Origin of the sequence: uncultured Desulfosarcina sp. (assembly GCF_963664155.2) — a bacterium.
In the GTDB taxonomy this organism is placed as follows: Bacteria; Desulfobacterota; Desulfobacteria; order Desulfobacterales; family Desulfosarcinaceae; genus Desulfosarcina.
The window spans coordinates 393,135-408,984 of record NZ_CAXXXH010000001.1; the positions used below are offsets into that span (position 1 = coordinate 393,135).

Sequence of the window (15,850 nt, forward strand, 5' to 3'; positions counted from 1 at the left end):
GCCAACGGTTTTTAAGTCAAGTGAATTCGCCCGGCTCAAATCCTGCCGAGAGGGATTGAATGGGACGATATGTGCTATTTGAAAATTATTTTTTGCATGGGAAATCAGGTTTTCAACCTGACGGAAAAGGGGTAAACCGAATCCGGTTTACCCCTTTTTTCTTTTAAACCTGCCACTAATTTTGCCCGCAACGCATCGACCCAATGATTCCCGGTCGCTACAAAGGTGTCAGCGTGTCTGGGCGAGTTGGATCCGACTGATGGCACGCAATAGCGCTCCCTTGGCGCGGAGAAAATCGATATCTTTTTCTCTGGCCTGGGCCTGGAGGCGCTTTTCAGCACGCTCCATTGCCGCCTTTGCCCTTTCGATGTCGATATCCTTGCGTCGTTCAGCTGATTCGGCAAGGACCGTCACCCGGTCCGGTAAGGCCTCAGCAAACCCGCTACTGATAAATACAAACCGCTCTCGGCCACTTTCGTCCTTATATTTCAAGGCGCCGGTTTTCAGTGTCGTCAGAAAGGGGGTATGACCGGTAAGCACACCAAACTCGCCCAACGAACCGGGAGCCATAACAATTTGTGCACCTTCACTGACAACAGACTTTTCTGGAGTAACCACTTCGAGTCTTATGTTTTCAGCCATTTATTACCTCTTTCTCTCCATTAAGCCTCGGCCATTTCCTTAGCCGCTTCAAGGACTTCTTCGATACCGCCTTTCATGTAAAAGGCCTGCTCGGGAATGCTGTCGTGCACACCTTCACAGATCTCTTTAAACGCACGGACCGTGTCTTCGACCTTGACATATTTACCGGCTTTGCCGGTAAAGGTTTCAGCAACATGGAACGGCTGGGAGAGGAAACGCTGGATCTTGCGGGCACGCTGTACGGTAAGTTTGTCTTCATCGGAGAGCTCTTCCATGCCAAGGATGGCAATGATGTCCTGCAGTTCCTTGTATTTCTGCAACATGTTCTGCACTTGACGGGACACCAGATAATGATCTTCACCGATGACCATGGGGTCAAGGATTCTCGAAGTCGAGTCCAGGGGATCCACCGCAGGATAAATACCCAATTCGGCGATCTGACGTGACAGCACCACGGTTCCGTCGAGGTGGGCAAAAGTGGTGGCAGGCGCCGGGTCAGTCAAGTCATCAGCAGGCACGTAAACGCACTGCACGGCGGTAATCGAGCCTTTGTCCGTGGAGGTGATGCGCTCCTGCAGGCCACCAAGGTCGACGGCCAGCGTGGGTTGATAACCCACCGCGGAGGGCATACGACCCAGAAGCGCCGACACCTCGGAACCCGCCTGGGTGAAACGGAAGATATTGTCGATGAAGATCAGCACGTCCTGGCCTTCCTTGTCCCGAAAGTATTCCGCGCAGGTCAAGGCAGAAAGGGCAACTCGGGCACGGGCTCCAGGCGGTTCGGTCATCTGGCCGTATACCAGCGCCGCTTTGGGAAGAACCCCGGACTCCTTCATTTCATGGTACAGGTCGTTGCCTTCACGGGTGCGCTCACCCACGCCGGCAAATACGGAAATACCACCATGCTGCATGGCGATATTGTTGACCATCTCCATCATAATAACGGTCTTGCCGACACCAGCCCCGCCAAACATTCCCATTTTCCCCCCACGGGGAAAGGGAACCAACAGGTCGATGACCTTGACGCCGGTTTCAAGTACGCGTACTTCTGTATCCTGCTCGGTGAAAAGCGGTGCCGGGCGGTGGATCGGCATCATCTTTTCCTGGCTGACCGGTCCCAGGCCATCCACCGGGCGTCCGACGACGTTGAGCACACGACCCAGGCTGGCTTCGCCCACGGGCATCATAATGGGAGCACCGGTATCTTTTACCGCCATACCACGCACCAGACCATCGGTAACGTCCATGGCGATGGTGCGCACTACGTTGTCGCCGAGATGCTGGGCAACCTCGACAACCAGGTTGTCTTCTTCGTCATTAATGGTTGGGTTGGTGATCAACAGCGCAGTGAGGATATTCGGCAACTGCCCCTGTTCGAACTCAACGTCTACGACAGGTCCCATAACCTGTGTGATTTTGCCTATATTCTGTGCCATTTACAGCCTCCTAAAATGTGTTTTACCCCTTGAGGGCCTCGGCGCCGCCGACAATATCCATCAGATCCGCAGTAATGCTTGCCTGTCGGGCTTTGTTGTAAGCGAGGGTCAAATTGTCGATCATATCGTTGCACGCCTTGGTGGCGTTATCCATGGCGGTCATCCGGGCGGCGTGTTCGCTGGTGGATGTTTCCAGCAACGCCCGGAAAATTTGAACATATACGTTGCGCGGCAGCAGATCGCCGAGAAGTTCTTCCGGCGAGGGTTCGCAGATGTGTTCCGCCTGGTATTCCGCAGGCTTGTCTTCTTTCGTATCATCTTTTTCGATGGGCGGAATGGGCAGCAATTTCTGAATCACCGGCAGTTGCTTGGCCATACTCACGAATTCTGAATAAATGATATAGACTTCGTCGTATTGACCGTCCAGAAAACCGTCCACCAGTTTTTTACCGGCGGTCGAGGCAAGGTTGAATCCAAATTTGCTGCCGACGACACCCAGATGCGCATCGACGATTTTATTGCCGTTTTTGCGGCACCAATCCCGTCCCTTCTTGCCGAAGCAGGTGAAGGAATAGTCGGCATTATTAATTGGATTGTCTTTGATGTGTCTTTTAGCTCGATCAGTGAGGTTGATGTTAAAACCGCCGCATAATCCCCGGTCCGACGTGCACAAGACCACATGGATCTTTTTGACGTTTTCTTTGGGAATCAGCAGCGGGCTGGCTTCATCACCGGCCTTTTCCGCCAGGCTGCCAAGGACTTCAGAAAATTTTTCAGCATAGGGACGAAATCCGTCCATCGCCCCCTGCGCACCGCGCAACCGCGAGGTTGCTACCATGTTCATGGCCTTGGTGATCTGCTTGGTCTTCTTGACACCCTGGATTTTTAACTGGACTTCCTTTAACGTTGGCATAAAGTTTACGTCCTTATCGCATGTGGGCTGAGTTCAGCAGTTTTTCCAAAAGCCTTATTTAATGGTGTCTTTGAATTCTTCGTTATATGCCTCGAGGGCGGTCTTGAGCAGCCCTTCGATCTCTTCGGTGATATCCTGGGCCTCTTCCAGTTTGGAAAAAATCTGAGGATAGCGCTCTTCGACGAAAGGATAGAGACCGGCTTCATACTTGGCAACGACGTCGGTGGGGAACTTGTCCAAGTACCCGCGTGTCGCCGCGTATAGGATGGTTACCTGCTTTTCGTGTGAGAGGGGCTTGTACTGGGGCTGTTTAAGCACCTGTATCAGACGCGCCCCACGGGTAAGCTGCCGCTGCGTGGCGGCATCCAGGTCGCTGCCGAAGGCGGCAAAGGCCTCCAGTTCACGGAACTGGGCCATATCCAGGCGCAGGGTACCGGCCACTTTCTTCATGGCCTTGGTCTGGGCGGCACCACCGACACGGGAAACCGACAGACCGACGTTGATGGCCGGACGAACACCGGCGAAAAACAGCGCCGGTTCCAGGTATATCTGACCATCGGTAATGGAAATTACGTTGGTCGGAATATAGGCGGAAACGTCGCCGGCCTGGGTTTCGATGATCGGCAGGGCCGTCAGGGAACCGGCACCAAGTTCGTCGCTGAGTTTGGCGGAACGTTCCAACAGTCTGGAGTGGTTGTAAAAAATATCTCCGGGATAGGCTTCCCGTCCCGGTGGCCGTCTGAGCAGCAGGGAGACCTGCCGGTAAGCAGCAGCCTGCTTGGAGAGGTCGTCGTAAATGATCAGGGCATGCTGGCCTTTATCCCGAAAATATTCACCCATGGCACATCCGGCGTATGGCGCCAGGTACTGCAGGGTCGCCGGGTCGGAGGCGCAGGCGGCGACGATGGTGGTGTACTCCATGGCCCCTTCTCTTTCGAGAACAGCGGCCACCTGGGCAACAGTTGACTTTTTCTGGCCGCAGGCCACGTAAATACAGAATACATCTGTATTTTTTTGGGCCAAAATGGCATCGACAGCCACAGCGGTCTTGCCGATCTGGCGGTCGCCGATAATCAACTCACGCTGCCCCTTGCCCACCGGAGTCATGGCGTCAACCGCCTTGAGGCCGGTGTAGCATGGTTCGTGAACCGATTTTCTGGCGATAACACCGGGGGCCACCATTTCCACGCGGCGATAATCCGGTGTGTCGATGGCGCCCTTGCCGTCGATGGGTTCGCCCACGCCGGACACCACGCGGCCGAGCACCGCTTCACCCACGGGCACCTGGGCGATTTTGCCGGTCCGTTTGACCATGTCACCCTCTTTGATGCCGGTGTCCTCGCCCATGATGGCGATACCGACATTGTCCTCTTCCAGGTTGAGCACCAGACCGAGAATGCCGCCGGGGAACTCCACCAATTCGAGTGCCATGACTTTTTCCAGGCCGTATACCCGGGCAATGCCATCGCCCACCGAAAGAACGACACCGGTTTCGCTCAGTTCGATCTTCTTGTCATAATCCGTAATCTGCTCTTTGATAATCTGACTTATTTCTTCAGCTCTTAGTTCCATTAGACACTCTCACCCCTTTTTAAAGATTCTCTCATATTGAGCAATTGAGTCCTCACACTGCCATCCAAGACCAGATCGCCGATGCGGGTCACAATGCCGCCGATCAGTTCAGGATCCTGCTCAACCTCCAGAATGATATCCTTACCCGTCCGTTTGGACAGGGCTGACCGAATTTTATCAACGGTTTCGGATGAAAGCTCCGTGGCCGAAACCAGGCTGGCCCGGGCGACGCCTTTGAGTTCATCGGCAAACTTTTGAAAAAAGTCATTGATGTTGCTCAAAAACCCGATCCGCCCCTTGTCGAATAGAAAAAGGAGAAATGTGGTCATGGCCCGGGAGAGGTTCAGATTATCCATGACACTCGTCAGGACCTTTTTGCGACCGTCCGCATTGTAGAGCGGATTAACCAGCACCTGCTGAAGGCTCTTTTCCTGCTCGATCAGATTTGCGAAAGCGCCCAGTTCTTCCCGGTACGTGTCGGTTTTCCCATCCTCTTTACCGATCAGCAGGAGCGCTTTAGCGTATCGCCTTGCAATCGCCAGATTCTTCACTATGCCACCACCTTCGCTAAATATTCATCCACCAGTTTTTCCTGATCGTCCGAATTGATCTTTTCCTTGATGATCGCCTCGGCCTTTGCCAGGGCCTTTTCCACGATTACCGCCTTGAGTTCAGCCTTGGCCTGCAAGAATTCGTGCTCAATATTCTTGGTGGCCTGTTCTTTCAGCTTCTCGGCGGCGCTTTCGGCTTCCTTCAGAATTCTGGCCTTGGCGTCTTCACCCTGCTTCACGTATTCGGCAAGCATGGTTTCGGCTTCTTTGTCCAGTTCAGCCATTTTGGCATCGTATTCGGCCAGTTTGGCTTCCGCCGCCTTTTTCTTCCCCTCAAGTTCCGCCAGTTGCTCTTTGATGCCCTGAATGCGTCCACCCAATGCCTGGGAGACCGGCTTTTTGAGAACCAGGAAGAGGCCGATTGCCAGCACTGCAAAATTCATCACCCGATAGGTATCTGTTGCCACCCATCCCTTGGCGCCCTCTCCACTGTGTTCGCCACCAGTTGTCGCAAAAGCAACGGCGCTTCCAAACAAAAGAAGCGCGGCCACGGCCAGTGGAAACATCCACTGAGCGCTGCGGCAACGCTTCTTTCTAAAAATTGGAACTTTCATTAAGCAGCCCTCCCCAGTATTTTTTGTCCGATCGCATCCGCAAATGCGTCAATTTCTTGTTCAAGCGCGGCCTTGACGGTGCCCATCTCCTGAGTGATTTTTTCCTTGACGGTCTTGAGTTCGGCCTGGGCGGATTCGTTGATCTTGCCAATAATCACTTTTTCCTCTTCCGCGGCAGCCTCCATCAGCGCTTCCTTTTCCTTCTGGCCGGCGGCCCGAGCCTGACGGATACCATCGACATATGCGTCTTCTTTTGATTTGACCTGCTGGGCGGAGCCGTCAATATCGGCCTGCATACCGACCATTTTTTCTTTTCGCTCCAACAGGATTTTTCGAATCGGTTTGTATAGCACCATGTTCAAAATCCAAATCAACAGTAAAAAATTCGCAATCTGCAAGACTATGGATCCATCGACGCTTACCATCTAAGAGCCTCCATTGAAGTAGGATTAAATATTCCTAAAAAACAATATATTGTCTATAAATGATGTGACTTACGAAAGGTGCGAACTCCGGCGGTCTATACCATCAGCATCGCTGAAATGTCAAAGGTTTTTTAAAAATTAATCTGTCATCCGGATTTCTTTTCCTCCCGTGTTGTTTCCATTGTTTTTTTTTCAACCGGCAGGGGTTCAGGTTTGGCCATGCTGCAGTTTCCGTTAAAAAAGACACCCGTTTCAATAGAAATCACCGGAGCCTGGATATCCCCGGTAATTTTAGCCGGCGGATAGACGTCGATACGCTCGGAAGCCTGGATATGCCCGTTGACGGTTCCTTTGACAATGGCTGTTCCCACCCGTATCTGGGCCTCCACCACCGCGCGTTCGCCAATGATCAATGTACCCTTTTCCGAAAAGATTTTTCCATTGACCGCGCCATCCAGTCGGATCGTATCTTTAAATGCCAGGCTCCCCTCAATGGTAGTCCCGATACCCAGCAGTGTAGAGATATGATCGGCATTCTCTTTTTTTTTCATCGCCTCCCCCTGTCTACGATTGAATAACACTGTTTTCCATCCCCCGACCCAGTAAAGCGCCTGTTGCGGCTATTCAAATTTGAACCGGCGCATGCTCACATTCATGAGCAGGCCGATGCCCATCATCATGGTGATGATCGACGAACCGCCATAGCTCACAAAAGGCAGTGTCACTCCCACCACCGGCATGAGTCCCATGACCATCCCGATGTTGATGATTACCTGCCAGGCAATCATAGTTGTCACCCCAACGGACAGGATCGTTCCGAAGGGATCCCGGCAACGGCCGGCAATGCTCAGCCCCCAGGCTATGATAATCAAAAACAGAATGACCACGGACAAGGAACCCATCAAACCCCACTCTTCGGCCAGGACCGAAAAAATGAAATCGGTGTGCTGTTCCGGAAGGAAGGATAGCGCGTTTTGGGTCCCCTTCAAAAAGCCTTTGCCGGTAAGCATCCCCGATCCGATGGCAATTTTCGATTGGATGATATGATAGCCGGCCCCCAGCGGATCCCGGTCAGGATTCAAAAATGTCAAAATTCGCTGCTTCTGGTAGCCGCGCAAAAAAAACCAGACCAGCGGGACAAGCAGGGTGAAGGTGGCGACCAACCAACTGAACGTCCTTCGCTCGATTTTTGCAAAAAGGGTCATGGCACCGGCAATGAGCGCAATCACCATGGCCGTGCCCAGATCCGGCTGGCGGACGATCAGGGCAAAGGGAACCGCCGTGAGAAAAGCCGGAACCATCAGGTCACGCAGGGTGAGTCCGTCGGTGTTGATAAGCTTGGCAAAGTAGCGGGCCAGGACGATGATAACGGCGACCTTGGCCATTTCGGAGGGCTGGATGGAAAAGGGTCCTATGGAAAGCCAGCGCCGGGACCCGCCCACGTATTTGCCGAAAAACAGTACTGCCGCCAAGGAGCCAACGGATGCCAGGTAGATCAAGTTGGCAAACCGCTCGAACTGCTTGTAGTCAAACAAAAAACAGAAAACCATGACCCCTATGCCGCCCCCGTACCAGATCAACTGCTTTCTAAACAACAGGAAATCCGGCTCAATGGCCCCGGCGGATACGGCGCTGTAAAGCACCACCAGCCCCATGGCCCCGATGGAAAGGGTGAGCACCAGCAACCCCCAGTCAAAGCATTGCAGCAATCGTCTATCGAACATGGTTCAATCTCCTTCGGCGGATGATGCCGGTGCGACAGCCAATGGCGCATCGGATTTAGGCTGTCCCCCGGAGAGATAAAACCGGATCATTTCGGCAGCCACCGGCGCAGCCGCACTGGATCCATGCTCTCCGTGCTCGACGATCACCGCCACGGCAATCCTCGGGGCCTCCCGGGGTGCATAGGCCACAAACCAGGCATGGTCCTTGATCGGCTCGCCTTCACCTCCGCCATCACCTTCATCCTCCCGCCGTCCCACGACCTGGGCGGTCCCGGTCTTTCCGCACATGGCCACACCGTCCAACCGACTGCCCCAGGCCGTCCCGTGCCGATCGTTGACGGCTTTGAACAGTCCCTCTCTCACCAGCCGCAAATTTTTTTCGCTGACCGGCAACCGCCCGACGACCTCTGGGATGCTCTCGTAAACCGTCTGTCCATCCGCGGTCCGGATGGTTTTGACAATCTTGGGGCGATAGCGTGTCCCCCCGTTGCCGACGGCAGCAGCTACCAAAGCCATCTGCAGGGGGGTAACCAGGTTGAATCCCTGTCCGATCGCCACCGACAGCGTCTCTCCCTTCTGCCATGAAACGCCCAACCGGTTTTTCTTCCACTGGGCGGTGGGAATCAGGCCGCCTGATTCGTGATCCAGATCCACGCCGGTGGGCTCTCCCAAACCAAAAGCCCTAGCGTACCATGCCAGGCGGTCTACGCCTAGCTCCAGTCCCACCTGATAAAAAAAGACATCGCAGGATTCGGTCAAACCTTTCAAGATATCCACTTCCCCATGTCCCCACTTCTTCCAGCACCGATAGGTACGGTTGCCGAACTTGAGAAACCCGGGACAGAAAAACGAGGTATTCACGTCGATAACGCCCTCTTCGAGTCCGGCGGCGGCGACGATGATCTTGTAGGTGGACGCCGGGGGATATTCAGCCTGGATGGCCTTGTTTTCCAGGGGATGTGAGGGATCCGATATCAACGCGTTCCAGGTGTCATGAGACATACCGGAAATGAAGGCATTCTGGTCGAATGAGGGGCTGGAGGCCATGGCCAGTATCTGGCCGGTGGACGGATCCACCGCCACGGCCGCTCCCGCCTTGTCGGTTAGCAACTGTTCCGCCGTCAGCTGCAGGGACTGGTCGATGGACAAAACGATATTGTGCCCAGGGATGGCATCCACGGTGCTGAGCACCCGAACCACCTGACCGGTGGCGTTGACCTCCACCTGCTGGCCGCCACGCTTGCCGCGAAGCCAGTGTTCCCTGGCCCGTTCGATGCCATATTTGCCTATGAAATCTCCGCTTTTACAGTCGCTGTAAATCTTGTTCTTCAGTTCCTCGACACTGATCTCGCCCATATATCCCAGGAGATGAGCCGAACTGGGGCTGAAGACATAATCCCTTCGTGGAGAAACGTTGACCAGGATGCCGGGCAAGTCCCAGCGGTTCACCTCGATGGCGGCCAGTGCTTCCCGACCGATATCGGGCTTGAGCAACACGGGTTTATAGGCACGTGTCCCCTTGGCTTTTTCCAGGTTCTCCCACAACTGCGCTTCGTCGATGTTCGCGTATCGGGATAACTTTTCGATGGTCCGCTCCAGCGGATTGGCGTCTTTGACGATGATGCTCAAATCATAGGCAGGCCGGTTATCCGCCATCAGGCGGTTATGGGTATCGTAAATCAGCCCACGGGGGGCATCGACGCTTTTCAACCGAATGCTGTTGATTTCCGACAACCGCCGAAGCTCTCCGCCTTCGATCACCTGAAGGTACAACAGCCGGGCAATCAGCACCACAAATACGGCGATGACCACGGTCAGGGCTGCGCTGAGTCGCTTACTGAACCAGTCGCTATCCACATTGTCCAGATAGTTGGTCAAGGCGTCCTCGAGGGTCCTCTTTCCGCATAAAAGGATTTTCTTGCCCGATCGACGGCTCTTTGTCCACGCATGAAAAACAGCATCAGAAAAGGACCGGTCACCGCCCCCCACAGTACCTGCTTGGAAACAACGGGAAACATCGATTCCACCGGCCAGGACGCCGACGCCAAAACCACCGCGGAGAAGGCCACCACCAAGCTCTCGAAAACAACACCCCCGGTGACCAGGAGCGGCAGCAGAATCACGTTGCCCACTTGCAGGTACTGGATGGCCCAGCGCACGCCCACGTACATCCACAGATAGGCGGACAGGTAAACGCCAAACACACCGCCGGAGATGCCGTCCATGCCCAGTCCGCCGAGCACGAGGATAGGGATAGCCGCCCGCGGCGGGTGGTGAACGCCCAGATAGACCACAAACGGAGCCAGCAGGTCATATAAGTGCATTGGGCCGCCGCCAGCCAGCAGGGTGGTCTGAAAAATGATCAAAAACAGACAGACGATCAGATGATAGCCGTATATCATGATTCCCCGGGAAGACCTTCGTCAGCGGGTTCGGAAATGACGAACACTTCTTCGAGAATATCGAAATCCACGTATGGGGTTACCGACACTTTCTGGAAGATCCCGGCGTTCTGGCGAACGATTTCGGAAATGCGTCCCACCCGCAACCCCTTGGGGAACACCCCGTCCAGTCCGGAAGAAACCACGATGTCCCCCACACTGATCTCATGCTTTCGCAGGACATAGTCGAACAAGCAGTAATCGGCACCCCCGCCCTTTACAATGCCCCTCGCCCGGGTGTGCTGCACCAGGGCATCGACGGCACTGTTGGGATCGGTCAGCAGAAGCACTTTGGCATACCGTCCCGACGCCTCGACAACCACGCCAACAATCCCCTCGGGGATCACCACCGGCGCACCCTGGCGGACGCCGCCTGCGGTCCCCTTGTCCACGATGATGGTCTTTGACCAGTCAGACGGGTCCTTGCCCACAACCTGGGCGGCGATCATCGGCCGGGGGATCTCTTCTTCAAAACCTAACAGGTGGCGAAGCCGGTCATTGGCCAGTTCGGTTTCCCTGTACCGGTTGAGCTGCTGCAGGCTCTGCCCCAGGGCTTTTTTCAGGCTCTGGTTCTCCTTGGCGCTGGAAACCAGAAAAAAGTATTGGTTCCAGATGTCCTTGACGGAATGAAAAAAAGCGGAGAACTGCTTCTGGAAGGGAGCGACAATGACGAGCACGCCCCGGCCGAGACCGGACGGAGCCTGGGAGTGTTTGCCGGTTATGGTTAAAAGGATGACGTTCACCGCGACCAGAACGATCACCACGGCAACCAGAATCATCCTTTTGGAAAACATGGGACCCGTTAAACGATGACGATCTGTTTAAGGATTTCTAGGCTGTCCAGCATTTTGCCGGACCCTAAAGCCACAGTAGACAGCGGATCTTCAGTAACCGTAATGGGGAGCCCGCTCTCCTCTCTGAGCAGCTTGTCCAGGTTCTTGAGCAACGCACCACCGCCGGTGAGCACAATGCCCCGGTCCACGATATCGGCGGCCAGCTCCGGCGGGGTCTGTTCGAGGGCGATTTTCACCGTTTCCACGATGGCTTCAATCTGTTCGGAAATGGCTTCCCGGATCTCTTCGGAATCAATGGCCAGAATCTTGGGAATGCCGGTAACCAGGTCGCGCCCTTTGACCTCGATGGTCTCAAGCTTGTTGGGATCCGGGTAGGCGTTGCCGATGGTGGTTTTAATGATCTCGGCCGTTCGTTCGCCGATGAGCAGGTTGTACTTACGTTTGACGTACTGGATGATGGCCTCATCCATCTTGTCCCCGGCCACCCGCAGCGAGCGGCTGTAAACGATGCCTGCCAGTGATATGACCGCCACTTCGGTGGTACCGCCGCCGATATCCACCACCATGTTGCAGGTGGGCTCGGTGATGGGCAGGCCGGCACCGATGGCAGCCGCCATGGGCTCTTCGATGAGAAACACCTCGCGGGCTCCGGCAGACTCCGCCGACTCCCGTACGGCGCGCTTTTCCACCTGGGTGATACCCGAAGGCACGGCAATGATGATGCGTGGCCGGACAAAGGTCCGCCGGTTGTGAACCTTGTGAATGAAGTGGCGCAGCATCGCCTCGGTCACTTCGAAATCGGCAATCACGCCATCGCGCATGGGTCGGATGGCCACGATATTCCCCGGAGTACGGCCAAGCATATTCTTGGCTTCCATACCCACTGCCAGAACCCGGTTTTTGGTGCGATTGTCCGTTCGAACAGCCACCACGGAGGGCTCGCTGAGGACAATGCCCTTGCCCTTGACGTATACCAGCGTATTGGCCGTACCCAGGTCGATGGCCAAGTCGCTGGAAAAGACACCCAAAATGGAATCGATGAAGTTCATGCCGCCTCTTTTTCGGTTTAAATCAAAAACGCCGCCAGACATGTATTGCACAGGGAGCGACGGCAACCGGGCCGGCACTTCTGCACAGTGGACGAGTTCACCGAACCGCTACCAGAAATGGTCCGTGATTTCAAGACTTGATTTCTTGAAATCAGCTTTAATCCAAATAAATTTCAAAATGTTCCATGATCCGGTCGTGAATATGGGGACGAAATTGACCCAGCCGGGTATTCCAGCGAAAGGGATGCACGCGGTTGGTTAACAAAACAATGCAAATTTCTTTATCCAGATCCATCCAGAAGGAAACCCCGGTAAAGCCCAGGTGCCCGATGGTATTGGCCGAAAAATAACGGCCGGCGCTGGAGTTTTCCACTGATGGGCGGTCAAAGCCCAGCGGCAACGGATTTTTCCCTGCCCCGTGGAAAATGTCGCAAAGGATTGGCTCCGAGAAAATAGGTGCCGACGAACGACCGCGCCAATCCGCAACCAGAAGGCGAAGAAGCTGAAAAACGGCCTCGGCCGTGCCGAACAGGCCGGCGTGCCCATCGATGCCGCCGGCAAACCAGGCATTATCGTCATGCACTTCGCCGACCAGCAGTCGGTTTCGAACCGGACAAAGTTCTGTGGCAGCATATGGTCGACGGGGCCGCCGGCTGCCGGTGAGGTCGACGAAAAACAGATCGTCCAATCCCATCGGTTCGTAGACGCCTTCTTTTAAAAAACGGTTCATGGGACAACCGCCCACCGCTTCTACCAGCCGGCACAGCAGCATGAAACCCAGATCGCTGTATAGCGTCCTTTCTCCCGGTTGGTATTCCAGCGGCGTGTGCTTCAGGAGATTCAGAACCGCCGCCTTGCGCTCCCGCGGCAAAAGGGATTTGAGCGTCATATATAAAAGGCGATGGGCGGGGAAACCGCCCTGATGGCAAAGCAGTTGCCGGATCGTGATGGCCGCCTTGTCGCTGCCGGCCAGTGCGGGCAGCCATGTTCCCACCGGCTGGTACAAATGGATCCGACCCTGGTCTGCCAGCCTGGCCACAGCCAGGGTGGTGGCCAGGGGCTTGGTCAAGGAGGCGAGGTCAAACACGGTTTCCCGGGTCATGGGCTGGTTCGAGAACAGGTTCGCCTTGCCGTAAGCCTCGAAAAAAAGTACGGCATCACCCTTTCCCACCAGAAGCACCGCTCCCGGAAAGACATTTTCCCGGAGGCCCTGTTGCATCAGATCGTGAATGGGATCGCTCTTCATCGCTGGCCACCCTCACCGCACGGCGGGTTCTGCAAAAGTCAATGATCCGGAGCGGGTGTCCAACTTTGCGGGCAGGCCCACCGGCAGCGTCATGTTGACCGTTGCGTGCCCCACGTCAAATCCGGCCAGAATGGGGATATCCAGACCGCCCAACCGGTCGGCAACGATGCGGTGGACGGCTTCGGCCGAACCGCAGTCGGTAAACGACCCCAGCGCCAACCCGGCAAGACCGTCGAAGCAGCCGGCCAGCATCATCTGGGTCAGCATGCGGTCGATACGGTAAGGCTCTTCCCCTCGATCTTCGATCAGCAAAATGCCCCCGCTGAAATCCGGCTGGAACGGGGTGCCCGTCAGATGACAGAGCAGGGTCAGGTTGCCACAGAAAAACCGCCCTGTTGCGCTGCCCGATCGAATTACCTGGTTCGACGGGGCAGAAAGTGACAGGGACGCGGGCTTTGACAACGCCAATTGAAGACGATCCCGGGTTGACGAATCCGCACTGCTCAGGGTGGTGACCGTGGGACCGTGAAAGGCCACCATGCCGCAGCGCTCCACCAGAAAACCCAACAGTACCGTGATGTCGCTGAATCCGACAAACACCTTGGGATGGCGGGAAATGGCATCCACGTCCAGCAGCGGCAGGATGCGCATGGCGCCGTATCCCCCGCGGGCGCAGATGATGCCGTCAATGCGAGGGTCGGCAAACAGCCGGCTCAGCAGGTCCGCCCGGTGCTGGTCGGCACCGGCCAGGTATCCGTTTTGATCGAAAAAGCCCTCCGGAATGGCGATGTTGAAATTCATGGATTCCAGGACCTGGATGCCGGCATCAAACGACTGCCGGTCAAAGGAGCTGGCCGGTGCGGCAATGCCAAGGGTGTCGCCGGGTTTGAGCGCCCGCGGCAGCACCGGCTCGGATGGGTTCCGGGAGTTCACTTTTTTGCCTTTGCCTCCTTGACACCGGTTGATGATGATGCTAAAGGTCTGCCTTCTCGTCGGGGCGTAGCGCAGACTGGTAGCGCACTTGAATGGGGTTCAAGGGGTCGGAGGTTCAAATCCTCTCGCCCCGACCAGATTTTAAAAAAGAAACAAAGGGGTTGCAGAACGACTGCAACCCCTTTTTTCTTGGTTTTTGCCTTGGGGTGCACTCACCGCGAACTACGTCTTGGATAATAGGGGGTTGCGGACATCTCTGCAACAAAAAAAGGTGCCGAATATCAACACTTTCTCTCTTCAGATCGATCACCGGTTCAATTCAAACCAAACCTTCCCAAAAACTGATCCGGGTCAAGACCCAGTTCCTCGCAGCATGAGTCCAAAGATAGAAAATAATCCGACCGGTCTGCCACCCAACTCAACCCACTTTCAAAATCCGTCTGGATATTTTCATTCTGGTGTTTGATGCAGGCGTTGACCTTTTTCCCCTGCCGCTTTTCCCACCGCCGATAACGTTACAGATCCCTGACGAATGTCGATTGCATCGAAAAACACATCAGTTTGAACTGGGTGCCGAATGAATCATATGGCTGATGGGGTTGTAACCCTTCAGTCGACTGCATGGCGGAGATGTGTTTGCGTTGGATGACCGGGTCGCGTTGCATGGATCATCTCCCATGGTCGGTAGGCATTGTAACTACCGATGTTGTTATTGATGTCAAATTCCCTTGATTCTCGCTGAAAAATTGTGTTGGCTTAATCAGATGTAATGTTTTGCATGGCCATCGAATGGTTTTTACCGATTTTCCCTTCGTTATAAAATTGCCGGGAAAAATTGACCTGACAACAAATGGGACTGGGCATATAAGGATAGCCGTTATGCTATTTTCGGTGCGGGCAGAAACGCTTCTTCGGGAACTGGGAATTCCCTCCGTGATGTTGGCTGCACGGGGCCTTCGGGAGCAATTGGAGGCCAAGGAACTTGAGATTGCTGAGATTGGGTCTGAAGGGCAACAACACCTTTTGGAGCCAATGGCTGCCGAGGCATGGGGTCTTCTTAAAAAAAGTGCATCGGAGGCTGGTGTTTCGCTATTCGTGGTATCCGCGTTCCGAAGTATTGAGCGGCAATCTGAAATCGTTAAACGGAAGTTCGCCGCCGGTGAGTCCATCTCACAAATTCTTGCTGTCTTGGCACCGCCTTGTTTTAGTGAGCACCATACCGGCCGGGCCGTCGATATTGGAACGCCAAGCTGTCAGCCCCTGGAAGTGGAGTTTAAGGGTACAGAAGCCTTTCGGTGGTTGCAGCAACACGCAGGGCGCTTTGGATTCTTGATGTCCTATCCTGATGGTAATGACAGCGGCTACCAGTATGAACCCTGGCATTGGTGCCATCAATAAATGCCCAACTATGCATTTCCGCCGGCAGTTGTTCGATTGGCTGAGCGGCAACGTTACCAACACAATTTTTCAAAGAACGATTGCGAAGTTAATTTACCATCCGCATTTTTAT

Annotated in this window: 17 protein-coding genes and 1 tRNA gene; 2 read left to right on the forward strand and 16 right to left on the reverse strand. The window is 54.8% G+C overall.

Annotated elements, in window-relative coordinates:
• Nucleotides 1-228: 228 nt before the first annotated feature.
• The 15 genes from ACHZBS_RS01895 to ACHZBS_RS01965 all read right to left on the reverse strand — a co-directional run bounded on the left by ACHZBS_RS01895 (nt 229) and on the right by ACHZBS_RS01965 (nt 14,340).
• A complete protein-coding gene (locus tag ACHZBS_RS01895; protein WP_319404837.1) occupies nt 229-642 on the reverse strand; it encodes a F0F1 ATP synthase subunit epsilon in 414 nt (137 codons plus the stop codon).
• A gap of 20 nt (nt 643-662) precedes the next feature.
• Nucleotides 663-2,078, reverse strand: a complete 1,416-nt coding sequence (gene atpD, locus ACHZBS_RS01900) for a F0F1 ATP synthase subunit beta (RefSeq protein WP_319404838.1) — start codon at nt 2,076-2,078, stop codon at nt 663-665.
• Nucleotides 2,079-2,100: 22 nt separating this feature from the next.
• On the reverse strand, nt 2,101-2,991 hold the full coding sequence (gene atpG / locus ACHZBS_RS01905) for an ATP synthase F1 subunit gamma (RefSeq protein WP_319404839.1): 891 nt from the start codon (nt 2,989-2,991) through the stop codon (nt 2,101-2,103).
• Between the two features lie 54 nt (nt 2,992-3,045).
• The gene (gene atpA / locus ACHZBS_RS01910) at nt 3,046-4,563 is read right to left on the reverse strand and encodes a F0F1 ATP synthase subunit alpha (protein ID WP_319404840.1); all 1,518 of its coding nucleotides are present in this window, start codon (nt 4,561-4,563) and stop codon (nt 3,046-3,048) included.
• Nucleotides 4,563-5,114 (reverse strand): ATP synthase F1 subunit delta, encoded by a 552-nt coding sequence (gene atpH, locus ACHZBS_RS01915; RefSeq protein WP_319404841.1) that lies wholly within the window; start codon nt 5,112-5,114, stop codon nt 4,563-4,565. The genes atpA and atpH overlap by 1 nt, the downstream gene beginning before the upstream one ends.
• Nucleotides 5,114-5,728 (reverse strand): ATP synthase F0 subunit B, encoded by a 615-nt coding sequence (locus ACHZBS_RS01920; RefSeq protein ID WP_319404842.1) that lies wholly within the window; start codon nt 5,726-5,728, stop codon nt 5,114-5,116. The genes atpH and ACHZBS_RS01920 overlap by 1 nt, the downstream gene beginning before the upstream one ends.
• Nucleotides 5,728-6,153 carry an ATPase gene (locus ACHZBS_RS01925; RefSeq protein WP_319404843.1) on the reverse strand — a complete coding sequence of 142 codons (426 nt, stop codon included), beginning with the start codon at nt 6,151-6,153 and terminating at the stop codon, nt 5,728-5,730. Before ACHZBS_RS01925 ends, ACHZBS_RS01920 begins: the two co-directional genes overlap by 1 nt.
• 146 nt (nt 6,154-6,299) lie before the next feature.
• Complete coding sequence (locus ACHZBS_RS01930) at nt 6,300-6,704, reverse strand: polymer-forming cytoskeletal protein (protein WP_319404844.1); 405 nt, start codon at nt 6,702-6,704, stop codon at nt 6,300-6,302.
• Nucleotides 6,705-6,773: 69 nt separating this feature from the next.
• Complete coding sequence (rodA, locus tag ACHZBS_RS01935; protein ID WP_319404845.1) at nt 6,774-7,877, reverse strand: rod shape-determining protein RodA; 1,104 nt, start codon at nt 7,875-7,877, stop codon at nt 6,774-6,776.
• A 3-nt stretch (nt 7,878-7,880) separates the two neighbouring features.
• Nucleotides 7,881-9,755 (reverse strand): penicillin-binding protein 2, encoded by a 1,875-nt coding sequence (mrdA, locus tag ACHZBS_RS01940; protein WP_319404846.1) that lies wholly within the window; start codon nt 9,753-9,755, stop codon nt 7,881-7,883.
• Complete coding sequence (locus tag ACHZBS_RS01945) at nt 9,752-10,279, reverse strand: hypothetical protein (RefSeq protein WP_319404847.1); 528 nt, start codon at nt 10,277-10,279, stop codon at nt 9,752-9,754. Before ACHZBS_RS01945 ends, mrdA begins: the two co-directional genes overlap by 4 nt.
• Nucleotides 10,276-11,112 (reverse strand): rod shape-determining protein MreC, encoded by an 837-nt coding sequence (mreC, locus tag ACHZBS_RS01950; RefSeq protein ID WP_319404848.1) that lies wholly within the window; start codon nt 11,110-11,112, stop codon nt 10,276-10,278. The genes ACHZBS_RS01945 and mreC overlap by 4 nt, the downstream gene beginning before the upstream one ends.
• Before the next feature lie 8 nt (nt 11,113-11,120).
• Entirely contained in the window at nt 11,121-12,161 is a 1,041-nt protein-coding gene (locus ACHZBS_RS01955) for a rod shape-determining protein (RefSeq protein ID WP_319404849.1), read from the reverse strand.
• A gap of 157 nt (nt 12,162-12,318) precedes the next feature.
• The gene (locus ACHZBS_RS01960) at nt 12,319-13,407 is read right to left on the reverse strand and encodes a serine hydrolase domain-containing protein (protein WP_319404850.1); all 1,089 of its coding nucleotides are present in this window, start codon (nt 13,405-13,407) and stop codon (nt 12,319-12,321) included.
• A gap of 12 nt (nt 13,408-13,419) precedes the next feature.
• Nucleotides 13,420-14,340, reverse strand: coding sequence for an LD-carboxypeptidase (locus ACHZBS_RS01965; protein WP_319404851.1), 921 nt, complete (start codon nt 14,338-14,340; stop codon nt 13,420-13,422).
• A gap of 60 nt (nt 14,341-14,400) precedes the next feature.
• On the opposite strand from ACHZBS_RS01965, the gene ACHZBS_RS01970 reads away from it, so the two are divergent.
• Nucleotides 14,401-14,477: transfer RNA gene (locus tag ACHZBS_RS01970), tRNA-Pro, on the forward strand.
• A gap of 378 nt (nt 14,478-14,855) precedes the next feature.
• Here the strand turns inward: ACHZBS_RS01970 and ACHZBS_RS01975 are convergent.
• Entirely contained in the window at nt 14,856-15,005 is a 150-nt protein-coding gene (locus tag ACHZBS_RS01975) for a hypothetical protein (protein ID WP_319404852.1), read from the reverse strand.
• A 124-nt stretch (nt 15,006-15,129) separates the two neighbouring features.
• Here ACHZBS_RS01975 and ACHZBS_RS01980 point away from each other — a divergent pair, with 124 nt between their 5' ends.
• Nucleotides 15,130-15,738: a D-alanyl-D-alanine carboxypeptidase family protein gene (locus tag ACHZBS_RS01980; protein ID WP_319404853.1), complete on the forward strand. Its 609-nt coding sequence runs from the start codon at nt 15,130-15,132 to the stop codon at nt 15,736-15,738.
• The last annotated feature ends 112 nt before the right edge of the window (nt 15,739-15,850 follow it).